The organism is Ferrovibrio sp. (assembly GCF_046297595.1).
In the GTDB taxonomy this organism is placed as follows: Bacteria; Pseudomonadota; Alphaproteobacteria; order Ferrovibrionales; family Ferrovibrionaceae; genus Ferrovibrio.
In genome coordinates this window covers 136,154-150,920 of the sequence record NZ_JBKBHT010000008.1, presented here as the reverse complement: position 1 = coordinate 150,920, position 14,767 = coordinate 136,154, and the positions used below count along the sequence as shown (strand labels likewise).

Below are 14,767 nucleotides of genomic sequence, written 5' to 3'. Positions count from 1 at the left end.
CCGCCCTGCTGTTCGGCCTGATCGCGATCTTCTGGCCCGGCATCAGCCTGGCCGTGCTGGTGATCATCTTCGGCGCCTATGCCCTGGTGGACGGCACCATCACCCTGATGCTGGCCCTGCGCCGCGACAGCGCCGATCCGGCGCGCGGCTTCCAGATGCTCACCGGCATCAGCGGGCTGCTGCTCGGCCTGCTCTGCGTGTTGTGGCCGGAAGCGGCCGTCACGCTGATGATCTATCTGCTGGCGGCCTGGATCATCCTGTTCGGCATCATGGCCATCGCCGGCAGCCTGCGCATGCGCCGCCAGGTCGGTCCCGACTGGCCGATCAGCAAGGGTGGCATCCTGCTGATCGTCATCGGCCTGCTGCTGCTGTTTTTCCCCAGCGCCGTGGCGGTGGCGGCGACCTGGATGATCGGCATCGTCGCGCTGCTGCTGGGCGGCGGCCTGCTGGCCTTCGCCTGGCGCCGGCACCAGCAGGACAGCATGGTGCTGTAGAGCAGCGGCTCAGTCGAGCGGCAGGCTGAGCGTGACGATGAAGCCGCCGCCGGGGCGGTTCGCCGCCTCGATGGCGCCGCCCACGGCCTCCATGTTGCGCTTGGCCACCCACAGGCCGAGGCCGAAATTCGGCAGCCGGTCGTCGTGCCGGCCATCGTCGCGGAACGACGTGTGGCGCTGGAAGATATGCGGCAGCAGCGCCGGATCCACGCCCGGCCCGGTATCGGCCACCACGATCAGCACGCGCCTGGTGCCGCGATGCAGGGTCACCGTCACCACGCTGCCCGCCGGCGCATAGCTGAGCGCGTTCTCGATCACCTGGTCCAGCGCCGCTGCGATCAGCCGCCCGCCCATCGGCGCCGAGGCCTCGCCACCGGCCGCCACGCGCAGCGTGACATTGCGCGTGGCCGCATCCGAGGCATGGGCATCGACCACATCCTCGATCAGGGCGCCGAGCTCCACGCGCTCGCGCGGCGGATCGAGCCGGTCGGCCACGGCATCGTCGAGATTGCGCGCCGCCCGCACCAGGCCGTCCAGCCGCTCCAGTGCGTCGTCGATGGCCTGCAGGGCCTGCTGGCTGCGCGCATCCTCGGCCGCCACACGGCCGCGCAGCGGCACCATGGCCTGACGGATCGTGCCCAGCGGCGTCTTGAAGGCATGGGCGCTTTCCTCCGCCGCCAGGCGCAGTTCGCCGGCGGTGGAACGCAGGCCGTCTTCCATGCGGTCGAAGGCGCGGGCCACACCATCCAGTTCTGGGATGCGGTTGCGCTGGGCAAAACGCCCCTCGATGCGGCGTTCCGCCACGCCGCGCGCCGTGGCAGCGAAACGCCGCAGGCCACGGGCCAGGTCGAAGGCGATCAGCAGCACGATGCCGGCGAAGATCAGGTAGATCGCCGCCGCGATCTGCACCTCCGGCGCCTGCCAGTAGGGTTTGCCCAGACGTTGTTCCGCCGGTGCCGCGAGGTCGCTGGAAATCACCAGGGCCCAGCAGCCGCGTGCCGTGCGTACCGGCGTGATCGAGGTGATCAGTTCGGCCTGGCCATCGGCGCGGTCCACCCGCAGGGCCAGCGGCAGGTCGCCGCTGCAGGTCGCCTCCAGCTGCGCCAGGACGCCGGCCGCCGCCAGATGCTGGCGTTCGTATTCCAGATCGGCCGGCATCACCGCCGGCGCCGAAGACACATAGAGAAAACCCGCATCGGCCGGCCCGTCATGCGGGCGGAACAGCAGGCGCAGGCTGACGCCCTCGGTCTGGAAACGCGCCAGTTCCTCGCCCAGACGGAAGAGCGGAATCTGGTCGGCCCGCTGCAGCCGCTCTTCCAGCACGCGGCCGACGGTAAGGCCCTTCACCCGGATGCTTTCCAGCAGCAGGTGCTGGCGATCAAGGTCGGCCTGGCGGAAGGTGACATAAAGAAAAGCCGGCAGCGCGACGAAAAGCGCGAGAACGATGAGGCCGCGGAAAGTCAGCGAGCGCCAGATGCGGTGCGGCCTGCGTCCCTGGTCAGGCATGGCGCCAGCGATAGCCGAAACCGGGATAGGTTTCGATGGCGTCGAATTCCGCGTCGATGTCGCGGAATTTCTGCCGGATGCGTTTCACCATGGCGCGCACATTGGCGCGATAGCCGTCCGCCCCCTGCCCGGCCTCGAAACCCACGCCGCGCACCACGTCGTAAATCTCGCGATAACCGACATCGCGGCCGATCCGCTGCGCCAGCAGCTGCACCACCTTGAACTCGCCATGGGTGAGGTCGACCTGGGTGCCGTTCCAGGTTACGCGCGCGCTGGCCACGTCCAGCAGCAGGCCGCCGCCGCCCACCGGCATCGCGGCATCGCCGGCAATCGGCATCTTGGCGCCGAGCGCGATGCGCAGGCGCTGCAGGATGATGGCGAAGCTTTTCGCCTTGTCGACAAAATCGACGGCGCCGAGCTTCAGGCCTTTTTCCTCGAAGATCGGCTGGTTCAGGCCGGTGAGGAAGATCACCGGCAGGGCATGGCCGGCAGCGCGCAGTTGTTCCAGCGTGGCCGGACCGTCCAGGTCGGGCATCTGCCAGTCGAGCAGCATGGCAGCGGCGCGGTTGCCCTGCGCGAACCAGTCCAGCGCTGCCTGGCCGCCATCGAATTCGACGACGCGATAGCCCGCCTCGCTCAGGTTGGCCGAGACGGTATCGCGGAACAGCGCATCGTCGTCGACGATCGCGATCAGCAGGGTTTCAGCGGCGTTCGGCATCGCGCGCGATCCTTGCCAGACAGAGGTCGGCGGCGGGGCCTGTCGGCGCCGCGCCGTTCATCTCGTATTGCAGGGCGTAGAAATCGTTCCGCGCCGTATCGAGATACAGATAGACCGCCAGCCGGCAATCGCCCTGGCCGAATTCCAGCACGCGGGCCGGCGGCGCGGCGCGTTCCTGCACCGGCTCGCCGAAATGATGCCGCAGCGCCTCGCGGTTCATGCCGATGACGGCAGGCGGCTGGGCCGGCGCCGGGGCAGCGGCGGCGGGTTGGCCGACGGCAAGCTTGCGCGCTGGCCTTGGCAACGGCAGCGGCGGTGGCGGGGCGGCAGAATCCATGCCCGGTTCGTTCGCAGTCGCAGCCGGCGGCGGGGCCGCAGGCTGCCGCGCGGGCATGAAAGTGTCGCAGGCCGTCAGCGCGAGCGCGAGCATGACAAGCGGAACCACGGCTGGAAAAAACGGGCGGGAGCGAATCGACATAGCGGGGACGATACGCAAGCCGGATGAAGGGGGGAAGCCATCAGAGTCGCGATTTCGGAATTCTCTCAGACAACTACAGGCATCGCGCTTGTAAACACAATAGTAATTCCTGCGATAAACCTGTGACATAATGAAGATATACTTGTGATCCTCAGAACAAAGTCAGGGTCGGTCCAAATATTCATTGCCGAATACTTCGGAATTGCCAATCCTTGCCTCCGAGCACGGGCCTCCCGGCCTCCCCAGACCTGCCAGGCCAGAATTATCAGGCGGTCCCGTGCATGAAGAATAGAGGAGAGCGTCATGATCAACCGCACGACCACCCCCCGGATCGCGACCAGGCTTTCGGCCCTCGCCCTGGTCGGCCTGGTCGCCGCAGGCTGCAACGGCATGAACGACCAGCAGCAGCGGGCCCTGTCCGGCGGCGCCCTTGGCGCAGCGGGCGGTGCTGTGATCGGCGCCATCACCGGCAGCACGGTCACCGGCGCCCTGATCGGCGCCGCGGCCGGCACGGCCGGCGGCCTGCTCTATCACGAGTCGGAAAAGGGCAAGAAGAAGTAAGCGTTTCACGGTTTAGCGGAGCGGCGCGTCATGCCTGCCTCAACCCCACGGTGGAGCACCCCCTCCACTGTCGCGCCGTGGCCTGGTCGCCGACCCACCCTCGGCCTGGCCGCTGCCATCGTCGCCTCGGTGTTATCCGGGGCGGCGATGGCCGATCCGCTGATCCATAACTCTTCCGTGGCAGGTGCGCCGGCGGCGGGTTCAAGCCAGGGCAGCATGCTGCGGGCGCCAAGCGCCGCACCCTATGCCGTCTATTCTGCGGTCTATGGCATCGACCGCGGCACCTGCGACCGCCGCCTGGTCGCCCGCGACATGTCGCGGCGTCAGATCGCGGCCCAGATCGGCAGCCTCGCGCCGGGCCGCAGCATGGATGCCATCGATCTGGGCTGCGTGAGCCGCGTGCTGGAATTCGCGCCGGACCGGCAGACCATCCGCTGGTATGGCGCCGGCCATGACGGCCTGGCCTTCGCGCTGACGCCGCTGGCGACTTTTGAGCGGAACGGATTGTTCTGTCGCGACTACCGCGCTGTCGCCAGCCGCGATGGCGAGGACCGGCAGAATTACGGAACCGCCTGTCGCCAGCCTGACGGCCTGTGGCGGGCCGGCGACTAAGCCGCCGCAGGATTATACGGCGCAGGATTATACGACGCCGGCCGTATTCAACTCATCGCAAGGGAGGCATCCATGCTGACCAACACATTGCTGCTCTGCATCACCCAGGAAGCCCTGACCAGGGTGCGCGACCGCTTTGGTGCCAACCGTCGGGACGACGACGCCACCCCCGACAATGTCGTGCCGATCCAGTACAGCCGCCGTCGGGCCACCTATTGGCGTGCCGACAAGATCGAGCAGCACCGGCAGGCGGCCCTGCGCAACTGATCTGCGCAACTGAAACGTCAGATCAGCACTTTGCGGATGCGCGCCGAGATCACGTCGACCGCGCTGACCAGCAGGATGATCATGATCATCACCGCGCAGGTCTGGGCGAACTGGAAGCCGCGGATCACTTCCCACAGCACCACGCCGATGCCGCCGGCGCCGACCATGCCGACCACCGAGGCCGAGCGCAGGTTGGATTCGAAACGATAGAGCGAATACGACACCCAGAGCGGCATCACCTGGGGGATCACGCCGTAGACGATTTCTTCCAGCGCATTGGCACCGGTGGCGCGGATGCCTTCCACCGGCTGCGGGTCGATGGCCTCCACGGCTTCGGAAAACAGCTTGGCCAGAATGCCGGTGGTATGCACGAACAGCGCCAGCGCGCCGGCAAACGGCCCCAGGCCGACGGCAACCACAAACAGCATGGCGAAGACCATCTCGTTGATGGCGCGGCAGGCATCCATCAGGCGGCGCACCGGCTGGTGGATCCAGGGCGGGGTGATATTGGCCGAGGCCAGCAGGCCGAACGGCACGGCGAACACGACAGCCAGCAACGTGCCCCAGATAGCGATGTGCAACGTGACGATCAGTTCGTCGAGGTAATAACGCCACTCGGTGAAATCCGGCGGGAAAAAATCGGCGAGGAACGTCGCCATGTTGCCGGCATCGGCGACCAGCTTCATCGGCGCGATCTCGGCGCCCTGGTAGGACCAGATGATCATCGCGCCGATCAGGGCGTAGACCAGCATGCGCCCGAGCGAGGTCTTCAGGCCCGGCTTCGGCGGATGGATCGGATGATCATGGATGACGGCGGTGCTGACGGACATGGATCAATCCCCGGCAAGAAAACCGGCGGAGCGACACGGGCCGCTCCGCCGCACGATATGAGGGTTACGAACCCATCTGCTTGGTGAGATCGGCCAGCTTGGCCTCGATCTCGGCCAGCTTCTTGGCCTTCTCGTCGGCGGCCATGTTGGTATCGGCCTCCAGCTTCAGCTTGTCGCGGAACAGGCCGAGCTGACGAATCGGCAGCAGCTGCTTGTTCGACGATTCCTTGAACGGCGCCCATTGCAGACCGGCCAGAACCTTCTTCTCCGCCTCGCTCTTGGTACCGTAGGTCAGGAAGAAGGTCTTGATCTTCTTCTTGTCGGCGTCCGACAGATCCTTGCGCCACACGATCGGATCGGACGGGATCAGCGGCGACTTCCAGATTTCCTTGATCTGGGCATGCTTTTCCGGCGCCGTCTTCTTCAGGCGATCCATATTCTCGGTGTTGTTGGTGGCGACATCCACCTGCTTGTTGGCCACGGCCAGCGCGTTGGTCTCATGGTTGGCCGTCACCACGCGGGTGAAATGCTTGCGGATGTCGATATTGTTCTGGCCCCAGGCGAAATAGCTCGGCACCAGAAAGCCGGAAGTCGAATTCGGGTCGCCGTTACCCAGCGTGTATTTGCCCGGCGCGGCGAGCAGGTCCTTCAGGGAATTGATCGGGCTGTCCTTGTGGACCAGCAGCAGCGACCAGTAACCCGGCGAGCCGTCGGACGAAACCGACTGCACGAAGACCTCGCCATCGGCGCGGTCGACGGCCTGGATGGCCGAGGCATTGCCGTACCAGGCGATCTGCACCTTGTTGAAGCGCATGCCCTCGATGATGCCGGCATAGTCAGGCGCGAAGAAACCGTTCACCTTCATGCCGAGCTGCTTTTCCATATCGGCCAGAAAGGGCTGCCACACGGTCTTCAGGTTGGCGCTCGACTCGGTCGAGATGATGCCGAAATTCAGCTCCTTCAGGTCGGCGGCCTGGGCGCCGCCAGCAGTGGCAAGCGCAACGGCCGCGACGGCGGCTTTCAGCATGGTACGGCGCAGCATGGATTTCTCTCCTGGTTGGTTGGAACTGCGGAACTTGAAAATCTGCTCAGGCCAGCGCCGGCAGCATGCGTGGCACCGCGCGGCTGGCGGCCGCCGGGGCTTCCGGCGCCACGTTGTCGTCGGCCGGCTCGGGCCGGGCATCGGCCTCGAGGCTGCCGAAATCGAGATCGGTGTTGTTGCCGTAGATACCGCGCAGCAAGGCGGTGGTGACGGCCGAGGCCTCGCCATCGAACATCACCTTGCCGTCGCGTAGCGCAATCACGCGGCGGCAGTATTTCAGTGCGAAATCCACCTGGTGCAGCGACACCACGACGGTGACGCCGTCGGCCTCGTTGATGCCGGCCAGGGTTTCCATCACCTTGCGCGAGGATTCGGGATCGAGCGAGGCGATCGGTTCGTCGGCCAGGATGATCTTTGCCTGCTGCACCAGGGCGCGGGCGATGGCGGCGCGCTGCTGCTGGCCGCCCGACAGCGTGGACGCGCGCTGGAAGGCACAGGGCGCGATGCCGACGCGGTCCAGCGCTGCGACGGCGATGCGGCGCTGCTCGTCGGTGAAGCGGCGGAACAGGCTGCGCCAGATCGGCATGCGACCCAGGTTGCCGGCCAGCACGTTGGTGATCACCTGCAGGCGGCCGACCAGGTTGAACTGCTGGAACACGAAACCGATGCCGGCCCGGGTCTCGCTGATGCCCTTGCCCAGCCGGCCCTGCGCCTGCACCATGCGGCCATCCACCACCACCTGGGCATGCGGGTCGCGGTCGCCCACGGTGAGGCCGGCGACATGGCGCAGCAGGGTGGACTTGCCCGAACCCGAGGCGCCGATCAAGGCCACCATCTCGCCGGGCTGGATGGCGAGGGTTATATTGTCGAGTGCCCGCTTGCCGGTCCGGAAGGTTTTCGATAGATGGGCAATCTCGATGGCGGCGCGCATGCGCTTCCCCTCTTTGCGGTCTGTGTCGTCGCGATCTAGGGGGCGCTATAGCAACGCCGTATGACAGTTCGATTGCGGTTCGGCGACGCCGGGGTGAAATCGCCGGCCGTTTGACGGGCCGTTAACTTACCCACAAGACCCTTTGCCGATTTGTCTAGGGATTTAACCCCGCATGGCGCCCCGCTTCGCTATCTACGCCGCTCCACCGGCCGATCACCTGCTGCATGATTTCGCCGCCCGATGGCTGGGCTGGGACCCGGAGACCGGCGAGTCGCCGGCCGCGCAGCCGGCCGCCGGCCTGAGCGCGGCGCGCATATCCGAGATCACCGCCGAACCGCGCCGGTACGGTTTCCACGGCACACTGAAGCCGCCCTTCCGCCTGAAGGACGGTTGCGATGAGGCGATGCTGATCGTGGCGCTGGAAAAATTCGCGAACCAGCACGCCCCCGTGCGCCTGCCGGTTTTGCAGATGGCGGCCCTGGGCAGTTTCCTCGCCCTGCGGCTATCAAAGCCCTGCCCAGAGATCGACGCGCTGGCCGGTGCCTGCGTGAAAACCTTCGATGCCTTCCGTGCGCCGCCGTCAGAGGCCGAACTAGCGCGCCGGCGCAGCGCCGGGCTGACGCAACGCCAGGAAACCAACCTGGCGCAATGGGGCTATCCCTATGTGTTCGAGGATTTCCGCCTGCATTTCACGCTGACCGGCCGGATCGAAAACGAGGCCGAACGCGAAGCCGTGCTGGCGCATCTGACCGCGCAGACCGCGCCGCTGCTGCGCCGGGAATTCAGCGTGGATGAAATCTGCCTGTTCGTGCAGATGGAAAGCGGCGCGCCGTTCCGCATCGCCGGACGTTATCGCCTGACGGGCTAGCCGCGCACGCCGTCGACGATCAGGCGGATGCCCAGCAACGCCATCACGCCGCCGGCGGCACGGTCGATCCAGTGCTTGGCATTCAGATACAGCGCGCGCGGCCGGCCGGCCGAAAACGCCACCGCCACCAGCGCATACCAGCCGCATTCCACCATGAACACCGCCGGCACCAGCAGGGCGGCGAGCCAGAATGATGGCTGCGCCGGCATCAGGGCGGCGAAGATGCCGGCATAGACCACGGCGGTTTTGGGATTGGAAAGCTGGGTCAGCAGGCCAACCGAAAAGGCGCGCAGGATGCCACGTTCGGCAACACCATCGGCGGCAACCGTCAACGGCTGTTTCGCGCCGCGCCACAGCCGGAAGGCCAGCCAGCACAGATACAGCCCGCCGGCGAGCTTAAGCCCCAGATACAGCCAGCCCACCTGCGCCAGCAGGGTGATCAGGCCGAGCAGGGCGAGCCCCGCGAACACCGCGCCGCCGAGGCCCATGCCGAAAGCGGCGGCCAGGCCTGCCGGGCGGCCAGCGGCAATCGCCGTGCGCGCCACCAGCACAAAACTGGGACCGGGGCTGGCCGCACCCAGAGCGATGGCGACGGTGATGCTGAACAGCGGAAGCAGGATATCCATGGGGCGGCGACTCCGGCGAAAGATGGCCGCCAGTATGCCGGATCAGCGCCGCTTTTGCAGCAGGGCGAGAAAGGCCTGCACGGTATCCTTCAGCGCGCCATCGTTATTCAGGATCGCCACGTCGTCGCCCTGGAGGGTGAAAGCGGCGGCGCGGCCGAGGCGCTCTTCTATTTCGGCGGGGCTTTCGCGGCCGCGCTGTTCCAACCGGCGGCGCAGCACGTCGGGCGAGGCGGTGATGCCGATCACCAGCAGGCCGGGATATTTGCGCCGGGCTTCGTCGATGCTGCCGCGCGAGACATTCACCACCACCTGGCGGCCGGCGGCGAAATCGTTCTCGATGCTTTGGGGGATGCCATAATGCAAACCATGGGCCGGCCAGTGCAGCGCGAAGTCGCCGCGCGCCGCCATGGCTGCGAAATCCGCCTCGGAAGCCGGGATGTAATCCTCGCCGCCCAGGCCCGGCGCGCGCGTCACCACGCGGCGTGGGAACACCACGTCGGGATTGTCTTTCAGGGCTGCCCGGGCGCCGTCCAGCACGCTGTCCTTGCCGACCCCGCTGGGGCCGACGACAAGCACAAGGCGGCCGCTTCTGCCCATGCGGTCAGGCGGCCGGCTTCAGGGCGGCTTCGATGATCGGACGGTAATGCGCCAGATCCGGCGTCTTCAGACGCGGCGACTTGGCGGCATCGTCCCAGCGGCGCAGGTTCACGGCATCGGCCGCAAAGGGCCGCGCCATGAAACCGGCGGCTTGCGATTCGCTGTAGATGCCACCCTGTACCTCGAGGCTGGTTTTCGATGCCGGCGACAGGCCAGCCCAGTAGGTGGGTTCGGCCTGGCAGAGATAACGCTTGGCATCCACATGCAGGCGCACAGGCTCAACCACCGCATCGGGGAAATGGCGACCCAGCCATTCGGCGGCGACATCCTCGTGGCGCGCATCGACGCCCTGTTCGGCCAGGCCCTCGTCGCCCGCGCCGACCAGATGGCCGATATCATGCAGCAGGGCGGCCGTGATCAGTTCCGGCGTCGAGCCCATGCGTTCGGCATGCATGGCGCATTGCAGAGCATGCTCGAGCTGGCTGACGGCTTCCATGCCGTAGCGCTCGGCGCCGGCCTTTTGCAGCAGGGTGATGATCTGATCGACGATCTGCATGGCGATACCCCTTGAGATTACATCACGCGCTGGCCGGCGCGCCAGACCGCGCGCACCACCGGCGTATCGTCGATCAGGCTGACGCGCAGCAGGTCGGCGCGTTTGCCCGGCTCGATCACGCCGCGGTCGGTCAGGCCGATCGATTCGGCCGGGTTGGTCGCCGCCATCGCCACCGCCTTGGGCAGGTCGATGCCCGGCACCTGCTTGGGCAGCAGGAAGACCGACTGGATCATGCTGCTGGGCACGTAGTCCGACGAGATGATGTCGAGATGGCCGCGTTCGGCCAGGCTGCGCGCCGAGATGTTGCCCGAATGCGAGCCGCCGCGCACAAGATTGGGGCCGCCCATCATCACATGCATGCCATGCTGCCGCGACAGTTCGGCCGCCTCAAACGTGGTGGGGAATTCCGCCACCACCATGCCGTCATCGGCCGCCTCGGCCACATGCTCGGGCGTGGCATCGTCATGACTGGCCAGCGGCAGACCTTTCGCGCGGCACAACTCGACCAGGGCGCGGCGGTTCTTCGCGCCATGGGCCTGGGCGGCGGCGATCTGCGTTGCCATGAAGGCATCCATCTGCTCGTCGGTCATGCCGAACTTGCCCTGGTAGTATTCGCGATACTTCTCGGGCTTGACGAACTGGCGCTGGCCTGGCGTGTGATCCATCACCGAAACCAGCTTGAGCCAGCTCAAATGCGACATCGGCTCGATCAGGTCCATCAGCGAGCCGAACGACACCTCGCAGCGCAGATGAAGCAGATGCTCGGCACGCAGCATGCCATCCTTCTGGCTTGCCTCGATGGCGGCGATCATGTCGCGCAGGATTTCCATGCGCACCGAACCGTCGCGCACGTCGCCCACGGCGATGGCATCCAGCACGGTGGTGATGCCGGCGGCGGCGATCTGGGCATCGTGGCTGATCACCGCCAGCCTGCCGGGCCAGCGCACGCCGGGGCGCGGAGCGAAATGCTTTTCCAGGTTGTCGGTATGCAGTTCGACCAGGCCGGGCAGCAGGTAATCGCCGCCGAAATCGACGGCGCCGGCCACCGGCAGCTGGCCGGTATCGATATCGGCGATCACGCCGTCATGCACCTGCAGGCTGCCGACAGGAATTTCGGCATCGCGACCGACGATACGCGCGTTGGTAATGACCAGTTCGGGACTCATGCCGCAACTCCATGGGCTTGCAACGGCAACAGGCGGGTGGTGATGGCGGCGCGGGTATCCGCATCGTGCACGATGGCGACGATGGCGGTGCCGCGCCGGCGGGCATCATCGATCAGGTTTATGACAATATTGCGATTCTGCTCGTCCAGCGAGGCGGTCGGCTCGTCCAGCAGCAGGATCGGGTAATCGGCGCAGAAGCCGCGGGCGATGTTGATGCGCTGCTGCTCGCCGCCCGAAAACGTCGAAGGCGGCAGGCCCCACATCTTCTCGGCGATCTGCAGGCGGGTGAGCAGTTCGGCGGCCCGTTCGCGCGCCTTGTCATCAGCCACGCCGCGCGCCAGCAACGGTTCGGCCACGATATCCAGCGTCGGGACACGCGGGATGACGCGCAGGAACTGCGTCACATAGCCCAGGCTGCGGCGGCGGATATCCAGCACCATGCGCGGCGCGGCGCTGACGATATCCACCAGCTCGCCGTCATGACGGATCAGGATGCGGCCCTGCTGGGGCCGGTAATTGCCGTAGATCGAGCGCAGCAGGGTGGATTTGCCGGCACCCGAGGGGCCGTGCAGTGTGACGCATTCGCCGGCAGCAACGGTCAAGTCCGTGCCGCGAAGGACCGGCAGGGCGACGCCACCGCGCAGATGCAGGGTGAAGGTCTTGTCGAGGTTTTCGACGCGGATCATGTCCATGACGGCCTCACACGCTCAGCACGGAGGAAACCAGCAGCTGCGTATAGGCATGCTGCGGATCATCGAGCAACTGGTCGGTCAGGCCGGCTTCCACCACCTGGCCGCGCCGCATCACCATCAGGCGATGGGCCAGCAGGCGGGCGACGCCCAGATCGTGGGTCACCACGATCACCGCCACATTGTATTCCTGCACCAGACGGCGCAGCAGATCGAGCAGGCGGGCCTGTACCGAGACATCCAGGCCGCCGGTCGGCTCGTCCATCAGCACGATGCGCGGCCGCGTCACCAGGTTGCGGGCGATCTGCAGTCGCTGCTGCATGCCGCCGGAAAAGGTGCGCGGCAGGTCGTCGACGCGCTCGGGCGGGATTTCCACCGCCTGCATCCAGTCCAGCGCGGTTTCGCGCAGAGAGCCGTAATGCTTCTGGCCCAGGGCCATCAGGCGCTCGCCGATATTGGCGCCGGCCGAGAAATCCATGCGCAGGCCGTCGCGGGCATGCTGCTGCACAAAACCCCATTCGGTGCGCATCAGCTGGCGCCGCTGGGATTCCGGCGCAGCGGCCAGATCGACGATCTGGTCGGCGGCGGTGCGATACAGCACCTTGCCGGAATCGATACTCACGCGCCCGGCGATGGCATTCAGCAGCGTCGACTTGCCCGAGCCGGACTCGCCCACGATGCCCAGCACCTCGCCCGGCCAGAGTTCAAAATTCACATCGCGGCAGGCCGCCTGGCGGCCGAAGCTCTTGTTCAGGCCTTCGATGCTGAGCAGCGGCATCTCGGTGATCTGCGGCCCGGTCATTCCGCGGCCTCCTTGTAGGGCGCGGCCATATGGCCGCGATGGCCGGCTGCCTGGCGCTCGCCGCAATAATCGGTATCCGAACAGACGAACATGCGCCCGCCTTTGTCATCCAGGATCACCTCGTCGAGGAAACTGTCATGCGACCCACAGAGCGCGCAGGCCTCGGGCCAGCGCTCGACCTCGAAGGGATGGTCGTCGAAATCCAGCGGCCTGACCTCGGTATAGGGCGGTACGGCATAGATGCGCTTCTCGCGGCCGGCGCCGAACAGCTGCAGGGCGGCATTCATGTGCAGCTTGGGCGTATCGAATTTTGGAATCGGCGAGCAGCGCATCATGTAGCGGCCATTCACCAGCACCGGATAATCGTAGGTGGTCGAGATATGGCCGTGCTGCGAGATATCCTCATACAGCTTCACATGCATCACGCCATATTCCGACAGGGCATGCATCTTGCGCGTTTCGGTCTCGCGCGGCTCCAGCCAGCGCAGCGGCTCGGGGATCGGCACCTGGTAGACCAGGATCTGGCCTTCATGCAAAGGCGTTTCCGGCACGCGGTGGCGTGTCTGGATCAGGGTCGCCTCACGCGTCTTCTCGGTGGTGGCCACATTGGTCATGCGCACGAAGAAGCGACGGATCGACACGGCATTGGTGGTGTCGTCTGCCCCCTGGTCGATCACCTTCAGCACGTCGTTGCCGCCGATCATCGCCGCCGTCACCTGCATGCCGCCGGTGCCCCAGCCATAGGGCAGCGGCATCTCGCGGCTGCCGAACGGCACCTGGTAGCCCGGGATCGCCACGGCTTTCAGGATGGCGCGGCGGATCATGCGCTTGGTCTGCTCGTCGAGGAAGGCGAAGTTGTAGCCCTCCAGCGGCGCCTGCGCCGCGCTCGCGGCGTAGTCCTGCTGCAGCGTCATTGCGCGGCCTCCTCGAATGCGGCTTGCGGCGCGCCGGCTTCGGCGGCGTCGATTTCGGCCCGCATCATGCGCACCAGCGTCAGCTCCGACTGGAAATCCACATGGTGCGGCAGTTTCAGATGCTGCACGAAGCCCGAAGCCTCCACGTTATCGGCGTGATAGAGCACGAATTCGGCATCCTGCGCCGGCGCGGTCAGGTCCTCGCCGAGTTCTTCCGCGCGCAGGCTGCGGTCGACCAGCGCCATCGCCATCGCCTTGCGTTCGGCATAACCGAAAGCCAGGCCATAGCCGCGGGTGAATTTCGGCTTCTCGCTTTTTGAACCCTTGAACTGATTGATCATCTGGCATTCCGTCACCGTGATATCGGCGATGTCGACGGTCAGCCCCAGTTCCGGAATCTCGATTTCCACCTCCACCTCGCCCGAGCGTATTTCGCCCACGAAGGGATGCGACTTGGCATAGCCGCGCTGGGTCGAATAGCCAAGCGCCAGTAGATAGCCCTCGTCGGCGCGAGCCAGATTCTGCAGTCGCACATCGCGGCCGGCCGGGAACATCAGCGGCTCGCGCGTCAGGTCGCCCACCGGGGCATCCTCGGCATCGGGCGTTTCCTGCTCGATCAGCCCTTCGGCATTCAGCAGATCGACCACCTGCGGCATGTCGGCGGCCAGTTCGCCGCGCGCTTCTGTCTCCGGCGCCTCGCCGCCGGCGAGCAGGCTGAAATCCAGCAGGCGATGGGTGTAGTCGAAGGTAGGTCCCAGAAGCTGTCCGCCCGGCACATCCTTGAAGCAGGAGGAGATGCGGCGCGAGACCTGCATCTTCGCGGTGTCGATCGGTTTTGAGACGGCCAGGCGCGGCAAGGTCGTGCGATAGGCGCGCAGCAGGAAGATCGCCTCCACCTGGTCGCCGCGCGCCTGTTTCAGCGCCAGCGCCGCCAGTTCGGGATCGTAGACCGAGCCCTCGGTCATCACGCGGTCGACGCCGAGGGAAAGCTGCTCGCGCACCTGGTCCACGCTCAGTTCCGGCACGGCGGTATCGCCGCGGCGATCTTCCGCCAGCAGCGCATGGGCATTGCCGATGGCGGTTTCGCCGCCCTTCACGGCCACATACATG

19 protein-coding genes are annotated in these 14,767 nt (G+C 66.3%); 5 read left to right on the top strand and 14 right to left on the bottom strand.

Annotation, left to right across the window (positions count from 1 at the left end; all coding sequences use genetic code 11):
* On the top strand, window positions 1-494 hold a 494-nt coding region (locus tag ACK4FJ_RS18300), incomplete at its 5' end, for a DUF308 domain-containing protein (RefSeq protein ID WP_409768175.1).
* Between the two features lie 9 nt (window positions 495-503).
* Here ACK4FJ_RS18300 and ACK4FJ_RS18295 read toward each other — a convergent pair.
* From ACK4FJ_RS18295 to ACK4FJ_RS18285, 3 genes are read right to left on the bottom strand one after another with little or no spacing between them, the layout of a single operon-like run.
* On the bottom strand, window positions 504-2,000 hold the full coding sequence (locus tag ACK4FJ_RS18295; RefSeq protein WP_409768174.1) for an ATP-binding protein: 1,497 nt from the start codon (window positions 1,998-2,000) through the stop codon (window positions 504-506).
* Complete coding sequence (locus ACK4FJ_RS18290; protein WP_409768173.1) at window positions 1,993-2,718, bottom strand: response regulator transcription factor; 726 nt, start codon at window positions 2,716-2,718, stop codon at window positions 1,993-1,995. Before ACK4FJ_RS18290 ends, ACK4FJ_RS18295 begins: the two co-directional genes overlap by 8 nt.
* On the bottom strand, window positions 2,702-3,055 hold the full coding sequence (locus ACK4FJ_RS18285) for a hypothetical protein (RefSeq protein WP_409768172.1): 354 nt from the start codon (window positions 3,053-3,055) through the stop codon (window positions 2,702-2,704). Before ACK4FJ_RS18285 ends, ACK4FJ_RS18290 begins: the two co-directional genes overlap by 17 nt.
* Before the next feature lie 444 nt (window positions 3,056-3,499).
* On the opposite strand from ACK4FJ_RS18285, the gene ACK4FJ_RS18280 reads away from it, so the two are divergent.
* The 3 genes from ACK4FJ_RS18280 (at window position 3,500) to ACK4FJ_RS18270 (ending at window position 4,636) form a co-directional block, all read left to right on the top strand.
* Window positions 3,500-3,757 carry a glycine zipper family protein gene (locus ACK4FJ_RS18280; RefSeq protein WP_409768171.1) on the top strand — a complete coding sequence of 86 codons (258 nt, stop codon included), beginning with the start codon at window positions 3,500-3,502 and terminating at the stop codon, window positions 3,755-3,757.
* Between the two features lie 30 nt (window positions 3,758-3,787).
* Window positions 3,788-4,369, top strand: a complete 582-nt coding sequence (locus ACK4FJ_RS18275; RefSeq protein ID WP_409768170.1) for a hypothetical protein — start codon at window positions 3,788-3,790, stop codon at window positions 4,367-4,369.
* 72 nt (window positions 4,370-4,441) lie between these two features.
* Window positions 4,442-4,636 (top strand): hypothetical protein, encoded by a 195-nt coding sequence (locus ACK4FJ_RS18270; RefSeq protein ID WP_409768169.1) that lies wholly within the window; start codon window positions 4,442-4,444, stop codon window positions 4,634-4,636.
* 17 nt (window positions 4,637-4,653) lie between these two features.
* Here the strand turns inward: ACK4FJ_RS18270 and phnE are convergent, their stop codons facing one another.
* The 3 genes from phnE to phnC all read right to left on the bottom strand — a co-directional run bounded on the left by phnE (window position 4,654) and on the right by phnC (window position 7,439).
* On the bottom strand, window positions 4,654-5,466 hold the full coding sequence (gene phnE / locus ACK4FJ_RS18265) for a phosphonate ABC transporter, permease protein PhnE (protein WP_409768168.1): 813 nt from the start codon (window positions 5,464-5,466) through the stop codon (window positions 4,654-4,656).
* A gap of 64 nt (window positions 5,467-5,530) precedes the next feature.
* Entirely contained in the window at window positions 5,531-6,508 is a 978-nt protein-coding gene (gene phnD / locus ACK4FJ_RS18260) for a phosphonate ABC transporter substrate-binding protein (protein WP_409768167.1), read from the bottom strand.
* 46 nt (window positions 6,509-6,554) lie between these two features.
* Window positions 6,555-7,439 (bottom strand): phosphonate ABC transporter ATP-binding protein, encoded by an 885-nt coding sequence (gene phnC / locus ACK4FJ_RS18255; RefSeq protein ID WP_409768166.1) that lies wholly within the window; start codon window positions 7,437-7,439, stop codon window positions 6,555-6,557.
* Window positions 7,440-7,611: 172 nt separating this feature from the next.
* Here phnC and ACK4FJ_RS18250 point away from each other — a divergent pair, with 172 nt between their 5' ends.
* Complete coding sequence (locus ACK4FJ_RS18250) at window positions 7,612-8,307, top strand: DUF1045 domain-containing protein (protein ID WP_409768165.1); 696 nt, start codon at window positions 7,612-7,614, stop codon at window positions 8,305-8,307.
* Here ACK4FJ_RS18250 and ACK4FJ_RS18245 read toward each other — a convergent pair.
* The 8 genes from ACK4FJ_RS18245 to ACK4FJ_RS18210 are packed head-to-tail and all read right to left on the bottom strand — an operon-like array spanning window position 8,304 to window position 14,766.
* The gene (locus ACK4FJ_RS18245) at window positions 8,304-8,933 is read right to left on the bottom strand and encodes a LysE family translocator (RefSeq protein WP_409768164.1); all 630 of its coding nucleotides are present in this window, start codon (window positions 8,931-8,933) and stop codon (window positions 8,304-8,306) included. The genes ACK4FJ_RS18250 and ACK4FJ_RS18245 overlap by 4 nt on opposite strands.
* A 42-nt stretch (window positions 8,934-8,975) precedes the next feature.
* On the bottom strand, window positions 8,976-9,530 hold the full coding sequence (phnN, locus tag ACK4FJ_RS18240; protein ID WP_409768163.1) for a phosphonate metabolism protein/1,5-bisphosphokinase (PRPP-forming) PhnN: 555 nt from the start codon (window positions 9,528-9,530) through the stop codon (window positions 8,976-8,978).
* Between the two features lie 4 nt (window positions 9,531-9,534).
* Window positions 9,535-10,086, bottom strand: a complete 552-nt coding sequence (locus tag ACK4FJ_RS18235; protein ID WP_409768162.1) for a phosphonate degradation HD-domain oxygenase — start codon at window positions 10,084-10,086, stop codon at window positions 9,535-9,537.
* Window positions 10,087-10,103: 17 nt separating this feature from the next.
* Window positions 10,104-11,252, bottom strand: coding sequence for an alpha-D-ribose 1-methylphosphonate 5-triphosphate diphosphatase (locus tag ACK4FJ_RS18230; RefSeq protein WP_409768161.1), 1,149 nt, complete (start codon window positions 11,250-11,252; stop codon window positions 10,104-10,106).
* Window positions 11,249-11,944: a phosphonate C-P lyase system protein PhnL gene (gene phnL, locus ACK4FJ_RS18225; RefSeq protein WP_409768160.1), complete on the bottom strand. Its 696-nt coding sequence runs from the start codon at window positions 11,942-11,944 to the stop codon at window positions 11,249-11,251. The genes ACK4FJ_RS18230 and phnL overlap by 4 nt, the downstream gene beginning before the upstream one ends.
* A 7-nt stretch (window positions 11,945-11,951) precedes the next feature.
* Window positions 11,952-12,743 carry a phosphonate C-P lyase system protein PhnK gene (gene phnK, locus ACK4FJ_RS18220; RefSeq protein WP_409768159.1) on the bottom strand — a complete coding sequence of 264 codons (792 nt, stop codon included), beginning with the start codon at window positions 12,741-12,743 and terminating at the stop codon, window positions 11,952-11,954.
* The gene (locus ACK4FJ_RS18215; protein ID WP_409768158.1) at window positions 12,740-13,657 is read right to left on the bottom strand and encodes an alpha-D-ribose 1-methylphosphonate 5-phosphate C-P-lyase PhnJ; all 918 of its coding nucleotides are present in this window, start codon (window positions 13,655-13,657) and stop codon (window positions 12,740-12,742) included. Before ACK4FJ_RS18215 ends, phnK begins: the two co-directional genes overlap by 4 nt.
* Window positions 13,654-14,766, bottom strand: coding sequence for a carbon-phosphorus lyase complex subunit PhnI (locus ACK4FJ_RS18210; RefSeq protein WP_409768157.1), 1,113 nt, complete (start codon window positions 14,764-14,766; stop codon window positions 13,654-13,656). The genes ACK4FJ_RS18215 and ACK4FJ_RS18210 overlap by 4 nt, the downstream gene beginning before the upstream one ends.
* Window position 14,767: the final 1 nt, after the last annotated feature.